Source organism: Dactylosporangium sp. NPDC051541 (genome assembly GCF_044454505.1).
GTDB lineage: Bacteria > Actinomycetota > Actinomycetes > Mycobacteriales > Micromonosporaceae > Dactylosporangium.
In genome coordinates this window covers 188766-209554 of the sequence record NZ_JBITDU010000008.1, presented here as the reverse complement: position 1 = coordinate 209554, position 20789 = coordinate 188766, and the positions used below count along the sequence as shown (strand labels likewise).

General features: G+C 71.0%; 18 protein-coding genes and 1 pseudogene. 7 read left to right on the top strand and 12 right to left on the bottom strand.

What is annotated here, in order from left to right:
* Nucleotides 1-689 precede the first annotated feature (689 nt).
* From ACIA8L_RS32705 to ACIA8L_RS32690, 4 genes and pseudogenes are all read right to left on the bottom strand, one after another.
* Nucleotides 690-2316 (bottom strand): annotated as a pseudogene (locus ACIA8L_RS32705) (FAD-binding dehydrogenase).
* A 267-nt stretch (nucleotides 2317-2583) separates the two neighbouring features.
* Nucleotides 2584-2703 carry a hypothetical protein gene (locus ACIA8L_RS32700; protein WP_395910453.1) on the bottom strand — a complete coding sequence of 40 codons (120 nt, stop codon included), beginning with the start codon at nucleotides 2701-2703 and terminating at the stop codon, nucleotides 2584-2586.
* Nucleotides 2704-2852: 149 nt separating this feature from the next.
* The gene (locus ACIA8L_RS32695; RefSeq protein WP_395910452.1) at nucleotides 2853-3548 is read right to left on the bottom strand and encodes a hypothetical protein; all 696 of its coding nucleotides are present in this window, start codon (nucleotides 3546-3548) and stop codon (nucleotides 2853-2855) included.
* 86 nt (nucleotides 3549-3634) lie between these two features.
* On the bottom strand, nucleotides 3635-4054 hold the full coding sequence (locus ACIA8L_RS32690) for a hemerythrin domain-containing protein (RefSeq protein WP_395910451.1): 420 nt from the start codon (nucleotides 4052-4054) through the stop codon (nucleotides 3635-3637).
* A gap of 122 nt (nucleotides 4055-4176) precedes the next feature.
* On the opposite strand from ACIA8L_RS32690, the gene ACIA8L_RS32685 reads away from it, so the two are divergent.
* Nucleotides 4177-5574 (top strand): pyridoxal phosphate-dependent decarboxylase family protein, encoded by a 1398-nt coding sequence (locus ACIA8L_RS32685; protein ID WP_395910450.1) that lies wholly within the window; start codon nucleotides 4177-4179, stop codon nucleotides 5572-5574.
* Nucleotides 5575-5730: 156 nt separating this feature from the next.
* On the opposite strand, the gene ACIA8L_RS32680 is transcribed toward ACIA8L_RS32685, so the two are convergent.
* Entirely contained in the window at nucleotides 5731-6318 is a 588-nt protein-coding gene (locus ACIA8L_RS32680; protein ID WP_395910449.1) for a TetR/AcrR family transcriptional regulator, read from the bottom strand.
* A gap of 76 nt (nucleotides 6319-6394) precedes the next feature.
* On the opposite strand from ACIA8L_RS32680, the gene ACIA8L_RS32675 reads away from it, so the two are divergent.
* Nucleotides 6395-6766 (top strand): DUF4267 domain-containing protein, encoded by a 372-nt coding sequence (locus ACIA8L_RS32675; RefSeq protein WP_395910448.1) that lies wholly within the window; start codon nucleotides 6395-6397, stop codon nucleotides 6764-6766.
* Nucleotides 6767-7052: 286 nt separating this feature from the next.
* Here ACIA8L_RS32675 and ACIA8L_RS32670 read toward each other — a convergent pair whose 3' ends face one another.
* The 6 genes from ACIA8L_RS32670 to ACIA8L_RS32645 all read right to left on the bottom strand — a co-directional run bounded on the left by ACIA8L_RS32670 (nucleotide 7053) and on the right by ACIA8L_RS32645 (nucleotide 12803).
* Complete coding sequence (locus ACIA8L_RS32670; RefSeq protein WP_395910447.1) at nucleotides 7053-8237, bottom strand: RNA polymerase sigma factor; 1185 nt, start codon at nucleotides 8235-8237, stop codon at nucleotides 7053-7055.
* A gap of 2 nt (nucleotides 8238-8239) precedes the next feature.
* Complete coding sequence (locus tag ACIA8L_RS32665; protein WP_395910446.1) at nucleotides 8240-8599, bottom strand: YciI family protein; 360 nt, start codon at nucleotides 8597-8599, stop codon at nucleotides 8240-8242.
* 28 nt (nucleotides 8600-8627) lie between these two features.
* Nucleotides 8628-9062, bottom strand: a complete 435-nt coding sequence (locus ACIA8L_RS32660; protein ID WP_395910445.1) for a DUF6069 family protein — start codon at nucleotides 9060-9062, stop codon at nucleotides 8628-8630.
* A gap of 140 nt (nucleotides 9063-9202) precedes the next feature.
* Nucleotides 9203-11422, bottom strand: coding sequence for an Hsp70 family protein (locus ACIA8L_RS32655; protein ID WP_395910444.1), 2220 nt, complete (start codon nucleotides 11420-11422; stop codon nucleotides 9203-9205).
* Between the two features lie 9 nt (nucleotides 11423-11431).
* Nucleotides 11432-12370: an NADP-dependent oxidoreductase gene (locus ACIA8L_RS32650; RefSeq protein ID WP_395910443.1), complete on the bottom strand. Its 939-nt coding sequence runs from the start codon at nucleotides 12368-12370 to the stop codon at nucleotides 11432-11434.
* Nucleotides 12363-12803 (bottom strand): MarR family winged helix-turn-helix transcriptional regulator, encoded by a 441-nt coding sequence (locus ACIA8L_RS32645; protein ID WP_395910442.1) that lies wholly within the window; start codon nucleotides 12801-12803, stop codon nucleotides 12363-12365. Before ACIA8L_RS32645 ends, ACIA8L_RS32650 begins: the two co-directional genes overlap by 8 nt.
* Nucleotides 12804-12989: 186 nt before the next feature.
* Here ACIA8L_RS32645 and chvE point away from each other — a divergent pair, with 186 nt between their 5' ends.
* From chvE to ACIA8L_RS32620, 5 genes are all read left to right on the top strand, one after another.
* On the top strand, nucleotides 12990-14111 hold the full coding sequence (gene chvE / locus ACIA8L_RS32640) for a multiple monosaccharide ABC transporter substrate-binding protein (protein ID WP_395910441.1): 1122 nt from the start codon (nucleotides 12990-12992) through the stop codon (nucleotides 14109-14111).
* A gap of 75 nt (nucleotides 14112-14186) precedes the next feature.
* Nucleotides 14187-15728, top strand: coding sequence for a multiple monosaccharide ABC transporter ATP-binding protein (mmsA, locus tag ACIA8L_RS32635; protein ID WP_395910440.1), 1542 nt, complete (start codon nucleotides 14187-14189; stop codon nucleotides 15726-15728).
* Nucleotides 15725-16945 carry a multiple monosaccharide ABC transporter permease gene (mmsB, locus tag ACIA8L_RS32630; RefSeq protein ID WP_395910439.1) on the top strand — a complete coding sequence of 407 codons (1221 nt, stop codon included), beginning with the start codon at nucleotides 15725-15727 and terminating at the stop codon, nucleotides 16943-16945. Before mmsA ends, mmsB begins: the two co-directional genes overlap by 4 nt.
* Nucleotides 16946-17058: 113 nt before the next feature.
* Nucleotides 17059-18285, top strand: a complete 1227-nt coding sequence (locus tag ACIA8L_RS32625) for an endo-1,4-beta-xylanase (protein WP_395910438.1) — start codon at nucleotides 17059-17061, stop codon at nucleotides 18283-18285.
* Between the two features lie 79 nt (nucleotides 18286-18364).
* Complete coding sequence (locus ACIA8L_RS32620) at nucleotides 18365-19012, top strand: response regulator (protein WP_395910933.1); 648 nt, start codon at nucleotides 18365-18367, stop codon at nucleotides 19010-19012.
* Nucleotides 19013-19103: 91 nt separating this feature from the next.
* Here the strand turns inward: ACIA8L_RS32620 and ACIA8L_RS32615 are convergent, their stop codons facing one another.
* Nucleotides 19104-20588, bottom strand: a complete 1485-nt coding sequence (locus ACIA8L_RS32615; protein WP_395910437.1) for a sensor histidine kinase — start codon at nucleotides 20586-20588, stop codon at nucleotides 19104-19106.
* Nucleotides 20589-20789: the final 201 nt, after the last annotated feature.

Below are 20789 nucleotides of genomic sequence, written 5' to 3'. Positions count from 1 at the left end.
TTATGTACGCGGCGGAACTCTTCGGCCATAGGGCTGTATTTCCGCGATCGGGTCCGGTCGCGCATTGTTGCCTCTTCGCGCTTGCCGAAAATGCTGATCTGCCCCCGCATATATTGATTATCGCAAGTTTGAAGATCATGCACATCGGCCTTCTTGCCGCTGTCCGTGTGACGCCCATTACACCGGTTGGAGGGGCACCGCGCTGTGGGCTCGGCCGATGGTAACTACCGGGTAGCGTGGTCCATACCGTAGTTTGGTTGCGGTTTGTTGGTTGCGGTCCGTAGATGATGCGGCGGGTTCGTTGTGGTCGTCTTTCGGTGGTAACGATCCGTGGCGCCTGCGGCGATTCAAAAGCAAATTGCGGTTCGTTATGGGTTTTGGTGGGGGCGGTGAGCGGTCGGTTGGCGATTGGGAATCGTTGAGGGCTCGTCGAGTGGGCGGTGGTTTTGGAGGCGGCGAAGCATGGGACCGTGTCCGGACCGGGCGTCGTCGGCTCGGGCTCGGGCGTTGTCGTCGGGCCTGGCCTGGCGTTGTCGTCGGGCCCGGCCTGGCGTTGTCGTCGGGCCGGACTCGAGCGTTGTCGTCGATGCGGCTCGGTTGTGCTGCTCGAATTGTTGCGCGCCGCTGTTGCCGACGGTCTAGGCGGCCGTCTCTCTCGTCCTCGCCGGGTGGTGGGAGTTCTCCGGGTGTCAGACCGCTGCGGCGGCGGCCCTTCCCGCGGTGCGGCCGGAGAAGAGGCAGCCGCCCAGGAAGGTGCCTTCCAGGGAGTTGTAGCCGTGCATGCCGCCGCCGCCGAAGCCGGCTACCTCGCCGGCCGCGTAGACGCCCGGGAGGGGGGTGCCGTCGGACTGCAGGACGCGGCCGGAGAGGTCGGTCTCGAGGCCGCCCAGGGTTTTGCGGGTCAGGATGTTGAGGTGGACCGCGATGAGCGGGCCGGCCTTCGGGTCCAGGAGGCGGTGCGGGGTGGCTACGCGGATCAGCTTGTCGCCGCGGTAGTTGCGGGCGCCGCGGAGGGCGGTGATCTGCGCGTCCTTCGTGAACGCGTTGGCCAGCTCGCGGTCCCTGGCTTCTACGGTTCTCGTGATTTCGGCGGCGTCCAGCGGTACCCCCGGAGCCATGTGTTGCATTTTGGCGATCAGCTCGTCCAGCGTGGCGGCGACCGCGAAGTCGGCCCCGTGCTGTTTGAACGCCTCCACGGGGGCGGGCGCGCCCTTCTTCACCCGCTGCAGGACCTGGCGGACGCTGCGGTTGGTGAGGTCCGGGTTCTGCTCGGAGCCCGACAGCGCGAACTCCTTCTCGATGATTTTCTGCGTGAGGATGAACCAGCTGTAGTCGTAGCCGGTGGCGGTGATGTGCCGCAGCGTGCCGAGCGTGTCGAAGCCCGGGAAGCACGGTGCCGGCAGGCGCTTGCCGGTCGCGTCGAGCCACAGTGACGACGGCCCCGGCAGGATGCGGATGCCGTGGTCGGGCCAGATCGGGTCCCAGTTGCGCAGGCCCTCGGTGTAGTGCCACATCCGGTCGGGGTTGATGACGCGGCCGCCGGCGGCCTCGGTGATGCCGAGCATGCGGCCGTCGACGTGTGCCGGTACCCCCGAAACCATGGTCTTCGGCGGTGGACCGAGCCGCTCCGGCCAGGCCTTGCGCACCAGCTCGTGGTTGCCGCCGATGCCACCGGAGGTGACGATGACGGCGCCGGCGGTGAGCTCGAACTCGCCGGCCCTCGCGCGCGAGCTCGACTGTCCACGCAGGACGGTGGTCGGCTCCAGGATCGTGCCGCGCACCACGCCGCCGGGCAGCAGCTCGTCGACCTGGTGGCGGAAGCGCAGCTCGACGTTGGCGCTGGCCCGGACCCGCTTCTCGAACGGTTCGACGATCCCCGGCCCGGTGCCCCACGTGATGTGGAACCGCGGCACCGAGTTGCCGTGCCCGTCCGCCGGCCCGCCGCCGCGCTCGGCCCACCAAAGCGACCGGGAACACGCGGTGTCCCATGGCGCGCAGCCAGGCCCGCTTCTCCCCGGCGGCGAAATGCACGTAGGCCTCCGCCCATTTGCGCGGCCATTCGTCCTCGGCCCGGTCGAACTGCGCGCTGCCGAGCCAGTCCTGCCAGGCCAGCTCGACCGAGTCGCGGATGCCCAGCCGCCGCTGCTCGGGCGAGTCGACGAAGAACAGCCCGCCGAACGACCAGTGCGCCTGCCCGCCGAGGCTCTGCTTCCCCTCCTGGTCGAGCAGGATCACCCGCTTCCCGGCGTCCGCCACTTCAGCCGCCGCCACGAGCCCGGCCAGACCGGCCCCGATCACGATCACATCCGCGTCCACGCGCACAGGCTAAGCCAAATCCCCGACCCGCCTCAGCGCGGTGGCCGCATTCGCACGCACAGTAGCCTCCCCACTACGCAACCCGCGCCGCCGCCGGTCGTGCGGCTTCCATGCGGGTTTCTGCCCGAGCAGCCACACGCACGCCCGCTGCACCGGGATCGGCACGTGCGGCTGGAGCAGGTCGGGGCCCGGCGGCCCGTCCATCGCGGCGATGCCCCGCCCGGCGGTGTGGCGGGTGCGGCGGTCCGGTGCCGTCCGGAAGACGTGCTAGAGCGTGGGCAGCGCCCGCGGGTCCCCGATCCGGGCCAGGGCCCGCAGCGCGTTGTCGCGGACGTCCGGGTCGGCGGGCCGGGCGGTCAGGAGGCCGTCGATCCCGAACCGGGTCACCGTCCGGGCCGTCGACGCCGCCGGCGACCGTTCCGCGCCCGGCGACGCCGCCGTCGTGACCGGGTACTACACGCCCGGGTGCACGCCGTACCACTTCTGAGGCGAACCCGGCCGGCTCCCCCCGCGTGCGGGAGCCGGCCGGGCCGCGATCAGGGTGACGTGATCGTCTGGGCCGGGGTGAGGGTGACCGAGGAGTCCTCGATCGAGTCGCCGAAGCCGCCCAGCGAGATGCGGTCGAACTGCTTGACCGCCAGGCCGTGGTACGCGCTGGCGCACCGCTCCGTCGCGGACTGCACGAACAGGCCCTTGCCGCCCGCGGCGAACGAGAGCCGGGCGTCGCCGCTGCGGTAGGCCAGGCCGGTGAAGCCGGGGCCGCCGCCGCTGGTCGTGCGGGCGCCCACCTCGGCGTGGCAGCCGTTGGCGTCGTCCAGGGTCAGCGAGATGTTGGTGGCCTGGCCGACGACGACGTCGGAGCCCACCGGGAAGACCTGGCTCAGGTTGATCGGGGCCGGGTTCGCGGCCGACGTGTGCACCGTGACCGTGACGTCGACGCCCGCGGCCTTGCAGCCGGTGAACGAGATTCCGGTCAAAGATCCGGCGTTGGTACCGCTCTGACCCGCGCCCGCCGTGAACGAACCCGACACCGTCAGGCCCGAGCACAGCGTCACCTGGTTGGACACGGCGTCGCGGATGCCGACCGTCGAGCCCGCGGCCCGGGTCCCGGACCAGGTGCCACCCGGCGAGATCGTGAACGTCGGCGCGGCCGCCTGCGCCGGTGCGGCGAGGAGCGCGGCGGCTGTCACCGCGGCGAGGGTGACGGCGAGCTGACCTGTTCTGTGCTTCATGACTACCTCCATGAGATGCCGAACGGTCTGTGCATCCCAACCGGCGTTCCATCACGTTCCGTCACCGACCGTTCGGTCCCGGACGGTTAGGGCAGCTCGTTCAGTACCGCCGCCAAACGCTTCTCCTCGAACGTGAAGTGCGACTCCATCACCGCGGCCAGGCCGGCCAGCTCGGCCTTGGTGGGGTTGGCCTCGACCCGGCGCAGGAGGGCGGCGAGCTGCTCATGGTCGCGGCGCAGCTCGTCGAGGACCGGGCGGAGCGATGGATGACTCGCGGCCAGGGCCCGGAACGCGCCGCGCTCCTCACCCGTGTGATGGCGGTCCAGCGCGCCGCAGAACGCCAGGCAGTGCGCGCGCAGTGAACGGCTGAAGTCGGGCAGGTCGGCGCTGTCGGCCAGCAGCGAGCGCAGGTGCTGGTGGATCTCGATGAGCTGGTTGCCAAGTGCCGCGAGGCGCGGCGGGCTGAACTCGGACAATGTCAGGTCCTGAAGGTCCCGCGCCTCCATGCCCTCGGCGATCTTCGAGCCGGGTACACCGCGACGCTGCCGGCCAGCATAACCGCAGCCGGTCCGCCGGATCGGAGGTGGACCTCGACGCGGCCGCCGCCCGGAGGCGCACAGTATGGGGCATGAGCGCGAACAAGGACGCCTACGACGCCGCCCTGACCGCGGCCGACACGCACGCCCGCTCGTGGCTGAGCTCGCTGGCCACGCGGGCCGTACCACCCACTGCCGACGCCGACTCCCTGGCCCCGATCGTCGGCGGCCCGCTGCCCGACGAGCCGATGGACCCGGCGGCGGTGGTCGAGCTGCTGGCCCGGTCGGCCGAGCCCGGCCTGATGGCGATGCCGGCGGGACGGTTCTTCGGCTGGGTCATCGGCGGGACCCTGCCGGCCGCGCTCGGGGCCGACTGGCTGGTGAGCGCCTGGGACCAGAACGCGGCGATGCGCTACCCGACCCCGGCCACCGCCGCCCTCGAGGAGGCGGCCGGCGCCTGGATCGTCGACCTGCTCGGCCTGCCCACCGGCTCCGACGTCGGCTTCGTCACCGGCGCCACGATGGCCAACTTCACCGGCCTCGCGGCCGCCCGCCGGCACGTGCTGGCCCGCCGCGGCTGGGACGTGGACTTCGACGGCCTGTTCGGCGCACCCCGCATCCGCGTGCTCGTCGGCGACGAACGCCACGACACCCTGGACCTGGCGCTGCGGTACCTGGGCCTGGGCGCGCCGACCCCGGTCGCCGCCGACGACCAGGGCCGCCTCCGCCTGGACGCCCTGGCCGAGGCCCTCGAGGCGGGCAGCGGCGAGCCGGCGATCGTGTGCCTGCAGGCCGGCAACGTCCACAGTGGAGCCTTCGACCCGATCGGCGCCGCCGCCGACCTGGCCCACCGCCACGGCGCCTGGGTCCACGTCGACGGCGCCTTCGGCCTGTGGGCGGCCGCCGCCCCGTCCCTGCGCCACCTGGTGCCGGGCCTGGACCGCGCCGACTCGTGGGCGACGGACGGCCACAAGACGCTCAACGTCCCGTACGACTGCGGCATCGTGATCGTGCGGGACCCGGCCGCGCTGCGGGCCGCGATGGGCGTCGAGGCCAGCTACCTGATCGAACCGGCCGGACCCGGCGGCCCGGCCGACCCGTTCGAGAAGGTACCGGAACTGTCCCGCCGGGCCCGCGGCGTCCCGGCCTGGGCGGCCCTGCGATCCCTGGGCCGGCGCGGGGTGGCGGAGATGGTCGAGGGCTTCGCCGGCAACGCCCGCCGCCTGGCCGAGGGCATGGCCGGGATCGAGGGCGCCGAAGTCCTCAACGACGTGGTGTTCACGCAGGTGTGCGTGGCCTTCGGCGACGACGACCGCACGGCCGCCGTGACCCGCGCGCTGCTCGCCGAGGGCCGCGCGTGGATGTCCGGCTCCCGCTGGCGCGGCCGCACGATCCTGCGCATCTCGGTCAGCAACTGGTCGACCGACGCCACCGACATCGAGGAGTCTCTGGCCGCCGTCCGCCGAGCCGTCGCCACGACCGCCGCCTGACGGGCTGGTTGGTTCGTGCGCCGCCTGGCGGGCGGGCTGGTTAATTCGTGCGCCGCCTGATGGGCGGGCTGGTTGGTTCGTGCGCCGCCTGATGGGCGGGTGGGTTGGTTCGCCGCCTGATGGGCGGGGTGGTTGGTTCGCCGCCTGATGGGCGGGCTATTTCGTGAAGCGGGACAGCAGGATGGCCAGGCGGCGGTCCTGCAGTTCGCGGGGCAGGCGGTCGCCGCGGGTCAGGGTGACCAGGCCGTGCAGGGTGGCCCACAGCGTCTCGGTGAGCAGGCCCAGCTCGTCCGGGGTCGCGAACGGGGCGAGGACGTCGGCCAGCGCGCCGAACCCGGCCCGCAACGGCTCGGGGGTCTCGGGCTTGGCGAACGGGATGGCGATGGCCTGGGAGAACATCGCGTCGTACAGGGCCGGGCGGCGCTCCGCGAAGTCGAGGTAGGCCGTGGCCACGGCGGTCAGGGCGTCGAGTGCGGCGCGGTTGCGGCCGGTGTCGGCGCCGTTGCGAGCCTCGACCAGCTCCGAGGCCAGGTCCGCGAACCCCTCGATGGCGACCGCCGCCATGATCGCGTCCTTGCTCTTGAAGTGGCTGTACAGCACCGGCTGGCTGTATTCGACCCGCTCGGCCAGGCGCCGGGTGGTCACCGCCTCCCAGCCCTGCGTCTCCGCCAGCTCCCGCGCCGCGGCGATGATCAGCCGCTCCCGCACTGCCCGATCGCGCTCCCGCCGGCCCTCGCTAGTCATGCTTGCAATCCTAGCACTGCTAGGATTAGCGTTGACAGGAATCCTAGCAATGCTAGAAATGAAGCGGAGATGCGACATGCTCACCCCCATCGCCTACGGGCTGGCCATCGTCCTGAACCTGTTCATCCTGTTCATCGGCGGCCGTTTCCTGCTGCAGCCCAGGCTGGCGGCGGCCGGCTACGGGGTGGCCGTCGAGGGCGGCGGTGCCGCGGCCTACCTGTCGGTCAAGGGCGTCCGCGATGCCACCTACGGCCTGGTCGGCCTGGCGCTGCTGGCGTTCGCCGGAGCAACCGCTGAGGCCTGGTTCATGCTGGTGGTCGCCCTGGCCCCGTTCGGCGACACGGTGATCGTGCTGCGCAATGGCGGTACCAAGGCGACCGCTTTCGGCATTCACTTCGCGACCGCGCTGGTCGTCCTGCTGAGCGCGGGCCTGCTGTTCGCGCTCTGAACCCGGCCGGATCCCCCGTAAGTGCGCGAATACCCCGCCGGGCGATAAATCCGATATGTCGTGGCGCGAAGCGCCCGACATATCGCCTCTCGCACGGCCGAGCGGGCCGAGGGGGTTCGACCTGAGCAGCGGCCGCGATCAGGTGTGCCGGCTCCGAATGCGGCCCCAGACGGGCTGGCCCAGACGCGGCCGAGCGGGCTGAGGGGTTCGGCCTGAGCAGCGGGCGCGATCAGGCGTGCCGGCTCCGAAAGCGGCCCAGACGGGCCGGCCCAGAAACGTGAGCGGCCTACCTCGGCAGTTCGGCCCTGCGGGTCTGCAGGAAGGCGCGCTCCGTCTCGTTGGTGGCCAGCGCGATCGCCTCCGAATAGGCCGCGCTCGCCTCCTCGAGCCGGCCGAGCTGGGTCAGGAGGTGGGCCCGGGTGGCGGGGAGGCGGTGGAAGCCCGGCAGGTCCAGATCCTCCAGCGCGGCCAGGGCCAGCGCCGGGCCGTGGACCTCGGCGACGGCGACCGCGCGGTTCAGGGCCACGATCGGGGTCGGGACCAGGGCCAGGAGCTGGTCGTACAGGGCCAGGACCTGCGGCCAGTCGGTCGCGTCGCCGTCGGTGTGGACGGCGCTGATGGCGGCCTGGATCTGGTAGGGGCCGGGGCGGTTGCGGCGCAGGCAGCGGCGGACCAGGTCGTGGCCCTCGGCGATCAGGGGGCGGTTCCACCGGGAGCGGTCCTGGTCGGCCAGGAGTACCAGGTTGCCGGACGGGTCCTGGCGGGCGGGGCGGCGGGCCTCGGTGAGCAGGAGGAGCGCCAGGAGGCCGAGCACCTCGGGCTCGTCGGGCATCAGCGACGCCAGTTCGCGGGCCAGGCGGATCGCCTCCGCGCACAGGTCGGTGCGGATCAGCGGGCCGGCGGTGGCCGTGTAGCCCTCGTTGAACATCAGGTACAGGACGGTCAGAACCGGGGGCAGGCGGTCGGGGAGTTCGTGCTCGTGCGGCACCCGGTAGGGGATGCCGGCGTCGCGGATCTTTCGCTTGGCCCGCACGATCCGCTGGGCGATCGTCGCCTCCTGGACCAGGTAGGCGCGGGCGATCTCCGGGACCTCGAGGCCGCCGAGCAGGCGGAGCGTGAGGGCGGTGCGGGCGTCGGGGGCGAGCGCCGGGTGGCAGCAGGTGAAGATGAGGCGCAGCTGGTCGTCGTGCACGGGTCCCACCTCCTGGGGCTCGTCCGGTTGTCGCAGGAGCAGTGCTTCGGCGTGCCGGGCCTCGCGGGTCGTCTCCCGGCGGAGCCGGTCGATGGCCCGGTTGCGGGCCGTGGTCACGATCCAGGCGCCCGGGTTCGGCGGCAGCGTCTCCCACTTCTGCAGCGCCGTGGTGAAGGCGTCCTGGACCGCCTCCTCCGCGAGGTTGATGTCGCCGAGGAGGCGGGTCAAGGTGGCGACGCAGCGGCCGTACTCGGCCCGGTAGACGCTGGTCAGGTCCATGCTCAGGCGGGCTGGGAGAGCTCGTCGAAGGGGCGCACCTCGATCGGGCCGCCGCAGGCCGCCGCGCACTTCTCGGCCCAGGCCAGGGCCGCGTCGAGGTCCTCGCACTTGATGACCCAGAAGCCGGCGATGTGCTCCTTCGCCTCGGCGAACGGGCCGTCGGTCATCGTGGTGGCGCCGTTGTCGATCCGCACGACGGTGGCGCTGTCGGGCATCGTGAGCCCGCCGCCGAACACCCACGCGCCCGCGGCCTGCATCTCGTCGTTGACCCGGCCGGTCTCCCGGAACATGGTCTGCATCTCCTCGTCCGTCATCGCCGGTTCGCCCTCGACGTAATGCACGGACAGCAGGTACTGCTTCATGGCGGTTCTCCTTCTGTTGTGACGAGCCTCAGGCGGACAGGCGGCGGGCGACGACGGGGATGACGATCGCGGCGGCGACCAGGTGGGTGAGCATCAGCAGCGCCTTCGTACCCGGCGCGGCGTCCGCGATCACGTCCGGCACCAGCGACAGCACGGTCAGGATCACGGTCGTGCGGACGAACGCGCGCCGCGGGCGGCGGGCGAACCGGGCCAGCGCGGCCGCCAGGACCACGCCGACCAGCGAGAACACCGCGGTCAGCACGCCGAACCCGCTGACCGGGATGGGGGCGCCGGCCATGTCGAGGCTGATCCCGGCGGCGTGACCGGCGGCGGCGACGGCCATCGTGGCGGCGCTCGCGGCGACCGTGGCCAGGGCGCCGTGGCCGAGGACGGCGCGGATGCCGGGGCGCGCGGTGGTGGAGGAGGTGGTGGCGGTCCGGGTCGGGTTCGCGGTGGTGGTCATCGTGTCCTCCAGCGGTTCGGTGGTCCGGCTCCGTGCCGGGCTCTCACCAGGGCTACGAATCGCACCGCCCCCGATCGACACCATCGCCCGGATTCTTTCCAAGATTTTTTTGGAGCGGCCCGTGACGTGGGAAAGTTCCGCTATTCGGGGGCCGACCAGAGGCGGACGGACCCGTCGTCGGAGCCGGTGACGAGGCGGTCCGCGGCCGGGCTGTAGGCGAGGGCGAGGACGTTGCCGCCCGCGTCGAGGTCGGTGAGCGCGGCGTGCGTGGCGGCGTTCCAGAACCGCAGCCGCCGGTCGTTGCCGCCGCTGGCGATCGTCGCGCCGGTGCGGTCGAAGGCGACCGCGTTCGCGGCCTGGCTGTGCCGCCCGAGCGTGGTGGCGGCGATGCCGGCCTGGTCGAGCGGCCACTCCAGGATACTGCCGTCGGCGCCGGCACTGGCCGCGACGGTACCGTCCGGGCTGTACGCGACCGCGCGGACCTCGTTGAAGCCGTGCTTCGTCCCGGCCGGCACCTCGATCTCGCGGCCACGATCCGCCGTGGTGTACCGCACGATCGAAGCCCGGTTCCCGCCGACGATGACGTCGTCCGGCTCCTGCGGGTTGAACGCGATCGCCCGGATGAACCCGCCGCTCAGCGCGTCGAACTCGGCCAGCTGCGCACCGGTCCTGACGTCGAGCACCACCCCGATGCCGCCGTCGCCGCCGACCGCGATCCGCGAGCCGGTCTTGTCGAACGCGAGCGTCTGGATCGGGAACCGCCGGGCCGAACCGTCCGGCACCGTACGCGGGCTGAGCGACGGCAGGTCCCACAGGTGGATGCGTTCGTCGGCGCCGGCCGCGGCGAGCAGCGTGTCGTCCGGGCTGAACGCGACCGCCCGCAGTTCGGTGCTCGTCTCCAGGGGGTGCTGGCCGGCGGCGGCCCGGGTGTTGGGGTTCCACAGCCGCACGGTCTTGTCCGCACCGGCGCTGGCGACCAGGTCACCCCGGTGGTTGAAGGCGACGGCGAACACGTTGCCGCTGTGCCCCTTGAGCTCGGCCAGCAGCGGACCGCGACCGTCCAGCCACACCTTCACCCCCGCCCCGCCGAAGGTGAGCAGCACGATCACGACCAGCGCCGCCACCCAGCGCCGGCCGCCGCGCCGCCGAGCGACCGGGGGCGGTGCAACCGGGGCAACCATGGCAACCGGGGCAACCATGGCAACCGGGGCAACCGGGGCAACCGGGGCAACCGGTGGCGGGGGAGCCGGATCCGGTTGCAGCTCCTCGGTCGGTGGGGCGACGGCGGCGTGGATCGCCGGTGCGAGGAGGCTGCCCTCGGCCACCACGAGCTCCGGCTGATCCACGATCGTCGGGGGCATGCGGAGAGCCCGGTGCAGCAACGTGGCCGCCAGGGGGATGCGGGAGGAGCCGCCGACCAGGAAGACGCCGCCGATGTGCTCGGGGGCGACGCCGGACTCGCGCAGCACCCGCACCGTCAGTGCGACCGTCCGGTCGAGGTGCGGCCGGGCGGCGTGCTCGAACTCGTCGCGGGTCAGGTGCAGGTCGGTCCCGACGAGGGGCAGGTGCAGGTCGGCGGTCGTGTGCCGGGTCAGCTGCTCCTTCGTGGCCCGGGCCGCGGTCCACAGCGCCCGGCGGGCCTGCTGGTCCTCGGTGTTCTGCGGCCAGCTCAGCCGGCCCCACGCCTCGGCCGAGCCGGTGGTGAGCCCGCGGGCGTGCTCGACGACGGCGGCGTCGAGGTCCAGACCGCCCACATCGGCCAGCCCGGCCGCCGCGACAACCTCGAACGGCGGCCCGACCCGCACGACGCTCACGTCGAAGGTGCCGGCGCCGAGGTCGTACACGACCACGCACTGCCCGGGCCGCAGATCGCGGACGGTGGCGAAGTAGGCCGCGGCCGCCACGGGCTCCGGGACCAGCCCGACCTCACCGAATCCGGCCCGCGCGGCGGCGTCGGCGAGCACGGTCAGCCGGGTCCGGCCCCAGGCCGCCGGGTGGGTCAGGACGACCTCGGCGATCGGGGCCCCGGCGACCCGGCGGGCCTCGTCGGCGACCCGGCGCAGGACGGCCGCGAGGACCTCGGCGACCGGGTACTCCCGCTCGCCGAGCCACACGGTCCCCTCGTCGATGCGCCGCTTCGGGTTGGCCTCCAGCCCGTCCGGCCGGCTTCCCGCGGCCCGCTCGGCGTCCTGCCCGGTGAGCAACACCGGCCCCGAGCCGGCGGCCGGCCCCGACCCGGCGAAGACCGCCGAGGACAGCAGGGGCGAGGCGTCGAACAGGAGCGGACGGATCGTCCCCGAGCTGGATAAAACGGCCACCGTGGTGGAGGTGCCCAAGTCGATCCCGAGCCGGAAGGTCACCAGCCCACTTTACGGAGCGGGCACCAGCACGATCTTGCCGCGGGTGTGCCGGTGGTCGAGCTCTTCGAACGCCTTCACCACGTCGTCGAGGGCGTAGGTGGCGGCGATCGGGATCTCCAGGGTGCCGTCGGCGACCAACCCGGCCATGTACGTCAGCACGTCCACTGTGGACGCCTGCTCGCTGCCCTCGGCCTTCACCCCGAGGCGCTCGGCGGCCTGGAAGGCGATGATGGTGTTGATGCGGTCCTTCGGGATGCCGAGCTCGAGGGCGAGGTCGACGTACTGCGGCCCGAACAGGTCGATGAACGCGTCGATCCCGTCCGGCGCCGCCGCCCGCAGCCGTTGCGTCAAACCGGGGCCGTAGGACACCTGCACGGCGCCGTGGGCCGCGAGCCAGTCCTGATTGGACGGTGACGCGATGCCGAGCACGTTGACGCCCTTGTGCCGCAGCAGCTGGACGGTCAGCGTGCCGACGCCACCGGCCGCGGCCGACACCGCGACCGTCTCGCCCGCCTCGAAGTGGATCGCGCGCACGGCCGCGAAGGCGGTGCAGGCCACCACGTACAGGGCCCCGGCGACCTCCCACGACAGCGCCGGCGGCTTCGGGATGAGCTGGGTGACGGGGACGGCGGTGTGGGTGGCGTGACTGGAGCGGGTCCAGGAGAACCCGAGCACCTCGTCGCCGACCGCGAACCCGGTCACCCCGGGCCCGAGGGCGGTGACGACGCCGGCCAGATCGCTGCCCTCGCCACACGGGAAGCTGGTCCGGTACCGGAACTCCAGTGCTCCGGTGCGAATGCCGCTCTCGCCCGGGTTGATGCCGGCCGCGCGCACCGCGACCACCACCTCACCGGGTCCGGGTGACGGCATCGGGATGTCGGTCACATACAGCACTTCCGGTCCGCCGAAGGCGTCGAAGCGCACGGCTCGCGCAGTACCACTAGTCATGTTGTCCTCCGGAAAAGGCACGCAGCGCCGACAGGGTGCGGGCGAAGCTCCGCAGGGCGCTACCCGTCAGGGCGCCCTCGAACCACCGGGCGAGTTCCGCGTCGAACACGGCCTCGGCGGCGGCCAGAGCGTCGGATCCGGCCCCGGTGAGCTCCACAATGGACGATCGCCGGTCGCCCGGGTTGGGCCGCCGGGCCAGCAGCTCGCGGGCCACCAGGCGGTCGACCGCCTGGCTGGCGCCACCGATGGTGATGGCCAGCGCGTCGGCGACCTCGTTCACGCGGCACGGCGAGGTGCGGGCCACGACCTGCAGCACGTTGAGGCTGCCGAGGGGGACGGCGCCGGCCGCCCGCAGTCGCGCGTCGATGCCGTTCCATAGAGCAGTTTCGAATCGGACGAGGTCGTCGAAGACCTGCCGGAGTTCCGCAGTCACGGCAGTACCATAGCACTAATTATATTAGAGCTAAGGTAACAAGTGTTTCGAAACACTTGCCGGACAACGGAGTTGACCATGGTGTTACCGATCTGTGACCCATGATCTTCCGTCGGGGGAGGTATGTTCGCGGCCATAACAAACCTCTGCGCACACCCCACCTCCGATAGAAAGGAGGCGCCGAGGATGCAGTTCAAGCCGTTCCGGGTCCTGGCCGCCACCGCCCTGGCCGCCCTGCTCGCCACGACCTCCGCGTGCAGCGAGACCCGCAAGGACGACAACGCCGGCGGTGGCGACAGCGGTCCCGCGCTGGTTGGCATCGCCATGCCGACCCGCAGCCTGGAGCGCTGGAACAACGACGGCGCCCACCTCGAGGACCTGCTCAAGAAGGCGGGCTACAAGACGTCGCTGCAGTACGCCGACAACAAGGTCGACCAGCAGATCACCCAGCTCCAGAACATGATCAACGACAAGGCGAAGGTCCTGGTCATCGCCTCGATCGACGGCACGGCCCTGGCTCCGGTGCTGCAGCAGGCGGCCGACAAGAAGGTCAAGGTCATCGCCTATGACCGGCTGATCAACCAGAGCCCCAACGTCGACTACTACGCGACCTTCGACAACTACAAGGTCGGCCAGCTCCAGGGCCAGTTCATCGTGTCCAAGCTGGGCCTCGACAGCGGCAAGGGCCCGTTCAACCTCGAGCCGTTCGCGGGCTCCTCGGACGACAACAACGCCAAGTTCTTCTTCGCCGGCGCCTGGGACGTGCTCAAGCAGTACGTCGACAGCGGCAAGCTGGTGATCCCGTCGGGCAAGAAGCTGGCCAGCAACGACGACTGGAAGACGGTCTCGATCAACGGCTGGAAGACGGAGACGGCGCAGGCCGAGATGGACAACCGGCTCAACTCCTTCTACACCGGCGGCAAGAAGGTCGAGGTCGTCCTGTCGCCGAACGACTCCCTGGCCCTGGGTATCGCGCAGTCGCTGGACTCGCACGGCTACAAGCCGGGCGGGGACTGGCCGCTGCTCACCGGGCAGGACGCCGACCTGGCCAACACCAAGAACATCCTGGCCGGCAAGCAGTCGATGACGGTCTGGAAGGACACCCGGACCCTCGGCGACCAGGTCGCCAAGATGGTCGACGCGATCTCCAAGGGCTCCACGGTGGAGACCAACGACACCAAGACGTACAACAACGGCGTCAAGGTCGTGCCGTCCTACCTGCTCCCGCCGGTCGTCGTCACGAAGGACGACGTGAAGTCGAAGCTGGTCGACTCCGGCTTCTTCAAGGCCTCTGACCTGGGTCTGTAACCCATAGCGCCACCGGGGCCGGGTCCGCGAACAGCGGGCCCGGCCCACACGCGACTTTGTAGAGGGAAGCCCCCAATGCCCTTGTTGCTCGAGATGCACGGCATCACCAAAACGTTTCCGGGCGTGAAAGCCCTGCAGGACGTCACGATGAGCGTGACGGAGGGCGAGGTCCACGCGATCTGCGGCGAGAACGGCGCCGGCAAGTCGACCCTGATGAAGATTCTTTCCGGGGTGTACTCCCACGGCTCCTACGACGGCGACATCGTCTTCGACGGCGAGCCGTGCCACTTCCGCTCGATCCGCGACTCCGAGCAGCGCGGGATCGTGATCATCCACCAGGAGCTGGCCCTCAGCCCATTCCTGTCGATCGCCGAGAACATCTTCCTCGGCAACGAGCAGGCCGCGCGCGGGATCGTGAACTGGCCCCAGACCAACAAGCGGGCCGCCGAGCTCCTCGCCCGGGTCGGCCTGGCCGAGCAGCCGGACACCAAGATCCTCGACATCGGCGTCGGCAAGCAGCAACTGGTCGAGATCGCCAAGGCCCTGTCGAAGCGGGTCCGGCTGCTGATCCTCGACGAACCGACGGCCGCGCTCAACGACGCCGACTCCGAGCACCTGCTCGGCCTGATCCGCCAGCTCAAGGGCCAGGGGATCACGTCGATCATCATTTCGCACAAGCTCAACGAGATCGCCGCGATCGCCGACACGACGACCGTCATCCGCGACGGCCGGACCGTCGCCACGTTCGACATGCACGGCGCCGAACCGGTGTCCGAGGAGCAGATCATCCGGGCCATGGTCGGCCGCGACCTCGCGCACCGCTACCCCGAGCACACCCCGCGCATCGGCGAGGAGGTGCTGCGGATCGAGGACTGGACCGTGCACCACCCGATCGACCGCGGCCGGGTCGTCGTCGACAACGCCGCCCTGCGCGTGCGCGGCGGCGAGATCGTCGGCATCGCCGGGCTCATGGGCGCCGGCCGCACCGAGCTGGCGATGAGCGTGTTCGGGCACAGCTACGGCACCGGCATCTCCGGGCGGCTGTACCTGCACGGCAAGGAGATCCGGGTCCGCTCGGTCGACGAGGCCATCGGCCACGGGATCGCCTACGCCACGGAGGACCGCAAGCGCTACGGCCTCAACCTCATCGAGGACATCAAGCGCAACATCACCGCGGCCAAGCTCGCGGCCGTCGCGAAACTCGGCGTGGTCAACAACGCCGAGGAGGTGCACCGGGCCGAGCGGCTGCGCAAGGAGATGCGGGTCAAGGCCGACTCCGTCGCCGTGCTCACCGGCAAGCTCTCCGGCGGTAACCAGCAGAAGGTCGTGCTGAGCAAGTGGCTCTTCACCGAGCCCGAGGTGCTCATCCTCGACGAGCCGACGCGCGGCATCGACGTCGGCGCCAAGTACGAGATCTACGAAATCATCAACGCCCTCGCGGACGCGGGCAAGGCGGTCATCGTCATCTCCTCGGAGCTGCCGGAGCTGCTCGGGATCTGCGACCGGATCTACGCGATGAGCCAGGGCCGGATCACCGGCGAGATGGACCGGGCCGCGGCCACCCAGGAGGGCCTGATGCGATACATGACGATGGACAAGAGTGGGGTCTCCCGATGAGCACGACGGAAACACTGCAGCCGGAGACGAAGCCCACGGAGGTCTCGTCGCTGCGCGGATACCTGGGTCAGAACCTCTGGCAGTACGGCATGCTGACGGTGCTCATCGCCATCGTCATCACGTTCCAGATCCTGACCGACGGGCGGCTGCTGTACCCCGACAACGTCGCCGCGCTCGTGCAGCAGAACGCGTACGTGCTGATCCTGGCCATCGGCATGGTCATGGTCATCGTCGCCCAGCACATCGACCTGTCCGTCGGCTCCATCGTGGCGTTCATCGGTGGCGTCTGCGCCCTCATGATCACCGAGTGGGGCTGGCCGTGGCCCCTGGCCGTGGCCGCGTCGATCGCGATCGGCATCGTCGTCGGCTGCTGGCAGGGCTTCTTCATCGCCTACGTCGGCATCCCGGCCTTCATCGTCACGCTCGGCGGCATGCTGCTCTTCCGCGGCCTCGCCGTGCTCGCCGTGAGCCAGACCGTGCCGGTGCAGGACAAGGGCTTCGGCGCGATCGCGGCCAAGTCGCTGCCCAACGCGCTGGGCTTCCTCGGCAACCTCGACGGCATGACGCTGCTGGTCGGCATCGTGGCCATCGGCGGCCTCGCGCTCTCGCAGCTGCGGACCCGCCGCGAGCTGATCCGCTACGACCTGCGCCTGGAGCCGCGGGGCGCGTTCATCGGCAAGCTCGTCGTGTTCACGGCGCTCATCGCCTACATCACCTATCTGCTCGCCGAGAGCACCGACGGCACCCCCAACGTGCTCATCATCGTCGGCGCGCTCGTCATTTTGTATACGTATATTATGGGCAACACCGTGTTCGGCCGGCACATCTACGCGATGGGCGGAAATCTCGCCGCGGCGAAACTTTCCGGCGTGAAGACCAAGCGTGTAACTTTCCTGATTTTCGTCAACATGGGCATCCTCGCGGGCGTCGCCGCGGTCGTCACCACCTCGCGCGCCGGAGCCGGTGTCGCCGGTGCCGGCACCAACTACGAATTGGACGCGATCGCCGCCGCGTTCATCGGCGGCACGGCCGTGACCGGCGGTATCGGCAAGGTCACGGGGGCCGTGATCGGCGCGCTGATCATGGGCGTGCTGAACATGGGCCTGTCCATCCTCGGCGTCGACGCGGCCTGGCAACAGGCCATCAAGGGCCTCGTCCTGATCGCCGCGGTCGCTTTCGACATCATCAGCAAGCGGGTCTCGAACTCCGCCCAGTGATTTGGCCTTGTTTCGATAACGGAGGGTTATTGACGGCCGGTTTGGTGAGCCAATAGCGTCGATGTCTCAAGGCGATTTCCGGAATTGTTTCGAAACAATCGGGAGCCACGCTCATGACATTACGCAGAATGGCCACCGCGGGCCTTCTGGCGGCCGTAGTCGCAGCTTCAACCGGTGGCATCACAGCGTCCGCCGGTGGTCCCCGCCCACCGGCGACGCAGGACCAGAGCCTGCGCGGCCTCGCGGCCCGGCACGGGCTGTCCTTCGGCACCGCGGTCGATCCCGCCGCCTATGCCGATCCGGCCGACCCACAGTACAAAACCTTTGTGGACAAGCAGTTCTCGACGGTCACCGCCGAGAACGCCATGAAGTGGGAGAGCCTGGAGCCGACCCGGGGCACATACAACTGGGCCGCCGCCGACGCGTTCGTCGCCATGGCCGAGAAGAACCATCAGCTCGTCCGCGGCCACGTCCTGGTCTGGTACAGCCAGCTCCCCGGCTGGCTCAGCACCGGCATCCAGGACGGCACCATCGACGGTCCGCAGCTGCGCGCATTGTTGAAGAAGCACATCACCGACGTCGCGACCCACTTCCGCGGCAAGATCTGGCAGTGGGACGTCGTCAACGAGGCCGTCTCCGACCCGTGGGAGACCCCGTCGGCGATCCACCTCGGCGGCAACGCCGGCTCGCTGAAGCAGAAGTTCGCCGACCTGCTCGGCCCCGACTACCTCGCCGACGCGTTCCGCTGGGCCCGCGCCGCCGACGCCAAGGCCCTGCTGTTCTACAACGACTACAACATCGATGCCTTCGGCGACGGCGGCCCCGGCGACAAGACCCAGTTCGTCTACAACATGGTCAAGAAGCTGCGGTCCCAGGGCGTCCCGATCGACGGCGTCGGCAGCCAGGGCCACCTCGCAACGCAGTACGGCAACTACGATGTGTTCCAGGTGGCCGACACGCTGCAGCGGTTCACGGACCTCGACCTGGCCGTGGCCATGACCGAGGTGGATGCCCGCAGCCTCATGAAGGACGCGAAGGACCCGACGCAGGACGCGGCGAGCGCCGACCTGACCGCTCGCGACCAGGCCTCCGCGTACAACTACCACGTGCTGCTGCAGGCCTGCCTCATGAACCGGCACTGCCTGTCGTTCACGGTCTGGGGCTTCACCGACAAGCACTCGTGGATCCCCACCTGGTTCACGAACCCGCCCGAGGGCGCGGGCTGCCTGTGGGACGCGAACTACCAGCCGAAGAAGTCGCTGCGCACGGTCCAGGGCGACCTCGCCGCGGCCGGCCCGCCGCTGGTGCTGCCCCGCATCCCGCAGAGGCCGCGCCGCTAGAAGCTTTACTGGGGGTTAGGAACTGGGGCGGGCGCCCGACCGGCGCCCGCCCCGGCGTCCGTACGCTGCACGGATGGACCTGCGGGTAGTCATCGCCGAGGACTCGGTCATCCTCCGCGACGGGATGGTGGAACTGCTGAGCACCCGCGGCTGCCAGGTCGTCGCCACGGCCGGCACGCCGGAGGGCCTCCGCGCCGCGGCCGCCGAGCACACCCCGGACGTGGCCATTGTGGACATCCGCCTGCCGCCGACCTTCACCGACGAGGGCATCCGGGCCGCGGAACAGCTCCGCGCCGACCACCCGGCCCTGGGCATACTGATCTTCTCCCAGCACGCCGACTCCTCCCTCGCCACCCGGCTCCTCGCGACCGGCGCCCGCGGCGTCGGATACCTGCTGAAGGAGCGGGTCGCGGCCGTCTCCGAATTCGTCGACGCCCTGCACCGCGTCGCCGGCGGTGGCACGGCCCTCGACCCGGAGATCGTCGACCGGATGCTGCGCGGCGGCCGGCCGCGGCTCGACCGGCTGACCGCCCGCGAGCGGGAGGTCCTCGACCTGATGGCGCAGGGCTTCTCGAACAAGGCGATCGCGGCCCGGCTCGTCGTCACCGAACGGGCGGTGGAGAAGCACGCGGCCGCCATCTTCGGCAAGTTCGACCTCCCGCTGACCGACGAGGACAACCGCCGCGTCAAGGCCGTCGTGACCTACCTGACGGAGACCGGGGGCTAACCACTCGTCCGGCCGCTTTCGTCGAACCGGGCCGGGATCTGGGCCCGGCGCCGGTCGGCGATGATCGGCCGGGCCGAGGTCTTCTCGTGGCTCAGATGCTGGTCGGCAGGGTGATCTCGGCTCGGGTGGGCCCGCCGGGTGGGCTGTCGATGGTCAGCGTGCCGTCGACCGCGGCGAGGCGTTCGCGCAGGCCGGCCAGCCCGGTGCCGGCGCCGATCTCCGCACCGCCGCGGCCGTCGTCCGTCACCGCGATCCGCAGCCGTCCCTCTTCGGCCGTCGCGTCGATCCGGACCCGCACCGCTCCACCGCCGCCCACGCCTCCGCCGCCGCCCTGGTCTGCGCCTCCGCCCTGGCCTCCGCCGCCGCCCTGGCCTCCGACCCCGCCCTGGCCTCCGACCCCGCCCTCGCCTCCGCCTCCGCCGCCGCCCTCGCCTCCGCCTCGGCCTCCGCCTCCGCCCTGGTCTGCGCCTCCGCCCTCGCCTCCAGCCGACTGTGCATCTGCCCGGGCTGACTGTGCATCTGCCCGGGCCGACTGTGCATCTGCCCGTGATGCCGGGGTGGGGCGGTTGTGCTTGATCGCGTTGGTGAGGAGTTCGGCGGTGCAGAAGTAGGCGATGCGCTCGATGCCGGCCTGGGCGCGCTCCGGCATCCGCATGGACAGTTCGACCGGCAGGGGCGCGTCGGCGGCGAGGGTGCGCAGGGCCGTGGGCAGGCCGTCCTGCAGTGCCGTGGGGTCGATGCCGTGGATCAGGCGGCGCAGCTCGGCGATGGTGTCGTCGGTCTGCGTTCGGGCCCGTCCGACGAGGTGCCGGACCCGGTCATCGTCCGGCGGCACCGCATCCTCGACGAGCGTGAGCAGTATCGCGAGTGCGACCAGCTGGGCCTGGGTGCCGTCGTGGAGGTCCTGCTCGATCTGGCGCAGGCTGCGGGTGTGCTCGGCGATCATCGTGCTGCGGGCCCGGCGCAGGTCGGTCAGCTCCTGCTGGGCCCGGCTCTGGCCCAGCAGCAGCCGCCCCGCCCACACGTTGGCGTTGGTGTTGCCGCGCACCGCCCAGGGCGTCGCCAGGATGAGCAGCAGCCCGGCCGGGACGGCGATGGCGGTCTGCGCGCCCGGCGGTTCACCATCGGGCCGGGCCAGCATCAGGTACAAGCTCATCCCGATCGAAACGGCGCCGAGCGCAGGCATGACGAGCGCCGCTAGCAAACCGAGCACTGCTAGTGGAAACCGGATGAACAGGTACGCGACCGCCCGCCACCCGGCCGAGTCGGTCAGGCCGGCCCGCACCCAGCCGAACACGTTCGCCGCCGCCGCGATCCGCCCCGGCGGCTCGATCCGCACCCCGAGCAGCCGCAGCAGCCACCGATGCAGCCCCCCGGCGACCCGCGCCCCCCGCACCTCGGCCGCGAGCACGGGCAGCCCGAGCACGGTCAGGGCGAGCACACCCCCGGCGTACGCCCCGATCAGCCCCAGCAGCAGCCCCACCACCGCGAGCGGAAACCCGAGCAGCGCGAACAAGAACTCACCAACCCGCACCCGCGGCGGACTGACCACACCGCCCCACGCCGGCGTGGTCACAGCGCTCCGCGGCGGCGTGGTCGCAGCGCTCCGCGGCGGCGTGGTCGCAGTGCTCCGCGGCGGCGTCGTCACACCGCCCCACGGCGGCGTCGTCACGGCGGGCCACGACGGCTTCGTCGCGGCGGACTGCGGCGGCTTGGCGACGCCGGGCTGTATTGGCTTGGTCGCGGCGGGCTGCGACGGCTTGTCTTCAGCGGCTGG

What these genes read in the sequence shown, in the direction of transcription:
- ACIA8L_RS32695 (WP_395910452.1), bottom strand. Translation starts at nt 3,548, where the DNA reads ATGAAGCACAGAACAGGTCAGCTCGCCGTCACCCTCGCCGCGGTGACA.
- ACIA8L_RS32690 (WP_395910451.1), bottom strand. Translation starts at nt 4,054, where the DNA reads ATGGAGGCGCGGGACCTTCAGGACCTGACATTGTCCGAGTTCAGCCCG.
- ACIA8L_RS32685 (WP_395910450.1), top strand. Translation starts at nt 4,177, where the DNA reads ATGAGCGCGAACAAGGACGCCTACGACGCCGCCCTGACCGCGGCCGAC.
- ACIA8L_RS32680 (WP_395910449.1), bottom strand. Translation starts at nt 6,318, where the DNA reads ATGACTAGCGAGGGCCGGCGGGAGCGCGATCGGGCAGTGCGGGAGCGG.
- ACIA8L_RS32675 (WP_395910448.1), top strand. Translation starts at nt 6,395, where the DNA reads ATGCTCACCCCCATCGCCTACGGGCTGGCCATCGTCCTGAACCTGTTC.
- ACIA8L_RS32670 (WP_395910447.1), bottom strand. Translation starts at nt 8,237, where the DNA reads ATGGACCTGACCAGCGTCTACCGGGCCGAGTACGGCCGCTGCGTCGCC.
- ACIA8L_RS32665 (WP_395910446.1), bottom strand. Translation starts at nt 8,599, where the DNA reads ATGAAGCAGTACCTGCTGTCCGTGCATTACGTCGAGGGCGAACCGGCG.
- ACIA8L_RS32660 (WP_395910445.1), bottom strand. Translation starts at nt 9,062, where the DNA reads ATGACCACCACCGCGAACCCGACCCGGACCGCCACCACCTCCTCCACC.
- ACIA8L_RS32650 (WP_395910443.1), bottom strand. Translation starts at nt 12,370, where the DNA reads ATGACTAGTGGTACTGCGCGAGCCGTGCGCTTCGACGCCTTCGGCGGA.
- chvE (WP_395910441.1), top strand. Translation starts at nt 12,990, where the DNA reads ATGCAGTTCAAGCCGTTCCGGGTCCTGGCCGCCACCGCCCTGGCCGCC.
- mmsA (WP_395910440.1), top strand. Translation starts at nt 14,187, where the DNA reads ATGCCCTTGTTGCTCGAGATGCACGGCATCACCAAAACGTTTCCGGGC.
- mmsB (WP_395910439.1), top strand. Translation starts at nt 15,725, where the DNA reads ATGAGCACGACGGAAACACTGCAGCCGGAGACGAAGCCCACGGAGGTC.
- ACIA8L_RS32625 (WP_395910438.1), top strand. Translation starts at nt 17,059, where the DNA reads ATGACATTACGCAGAATGGCCACCGCGGGCCTTCTGGCGGCCGTAGTC.